Source organism: Alteromonas portus, from assembly GCF_005117025.1.
GTDB lineage: Bacteria > Pseudomonadota > Gammaproteobacteria > Enterobacterales > Alteromonadaceae > Alteromonas > Alteromonas portus.
Genome location: NZ_SWCO01000024.1, coordinates 1 through 1,168 on the forward strand (window position 1 = coordinate 1; position 1,168 = coordinate 1,168).

Genomic DNA, 1,168 nt, shown 5'->3' on the forward strand with positions numbered 1-1,168 from the left:
AAATTAAGTCACCCGCTTCGCGGCCTGGGACGCAAATATGTGAGCTGACTCGCTCCGCTCGGATTTTAGCCCACATATCTGCGCCCCTTATTTAGAAGTTAGGTGCTAAAAGGAAAAATTATGAAATCATGGAATGAATTAACTAATCTACAACGCGCAGTTATCGGTATCACAATGGTTGTTGCGGCGGCAGTTTTGCCAGAGATAGCCTTCTTAGTCCAATTAGGCGGTGTGGAAATCGCATTTGCTCTCGTTTTTGCTAGCCTAGCTCCCATCATTTCTTGGTTCTCAACAAAATACCAAGCTATTAAAGAATGTTTACAAACTGCAGTAGTAGCTTTTAGGCATAGTGCATCTGCTAAACCTTCCGTCTTCTTCGTTCAAGCTTCTTTTTGTGCCGTCGCACTTCTATTTACAAGTTCGGGCTTTTTGGCTTTTTACTTTTTTATGCCCAGTATGCTGCTAAATGGGGTCTTGGCGTGAGCGCACCTAACAACCCAATCAACTCACTCACTTCGTTCGCTGGGACGCATACACGCGGGGCGGCTTCGCCATTGTGCCCCACATGTCTGCGCCCGTTATTGGAAAGTTATGTTTTTCAGGGGAACAGGTGTACTTAGGTGATTGGGATAAAGCAATAGTAAGGAGCTTGCTGACATCTAGTTTACTGTTGCCAGCGATCTTTCTTATCGGCGCAGATAACTTACAAAGTTCCGAAATCCCTGGATTAATAGCAACTTTTTCGCTCTATATTGGAGTTTTCCTACTGGTATCTATAGCAGGCTGGTTAATTATCGGGTTTCCAGTTCACTGGCTGGCTTGTAAGTACAAAAAAACAAACTATTTGTTTTACATGGTTTTACCAGTTACCTTTTCACTGGTAAGTGGCACTACTAACGGCCCTTGGATACTTGGCGTAATTGCTTCGGTTCAGGCTTTAATATTTCGGTATGTTGTTTTTAAAAACAAAACATAACAAAAAAATCAAGCTCGCCCACTGCGCGGGCTGGGACGCAAACATGTGGGCTGCTCACTTCGTTCGGATTTTAGCCCACATGCCTGCGCCCCTTATTTAAAAGTTAGGTGTCAGCGCACACTGATAAATCAGTGGAATAAACGAAGAAAAGGAACTTCTATGAATTTAACTATTTTAGCAATTTCTGGATAC

General features: G+C 43.2%; 2 protein-coding genes. Both read left to right on the plus strand.

Translation table 11 applies throughout. From position 1 onward, the window contains the following. Positions 1-120 precede the first annotated feature (120 nt). Entirely contained in the window at positions 121-483 is a 363-nt protein-coding gene (locus E5672_RS19715) for a hypothetical protein (RefSeq protein ID WP_136783872.1), read from the plus strand. 82 nt (positions 484-565) lie between these two features. After that, positions 566-976 (plus strand): hypothetical protein, encoded by a 411-nt coding sequence (locus E5672_RS19720; RefSeq protein WP_240692292.1) that lies wholly within the window; start codon positions 566-568, stop codon positions 974-976. Positions 977-1,168 lie beyond the last annotated feature (192 nt).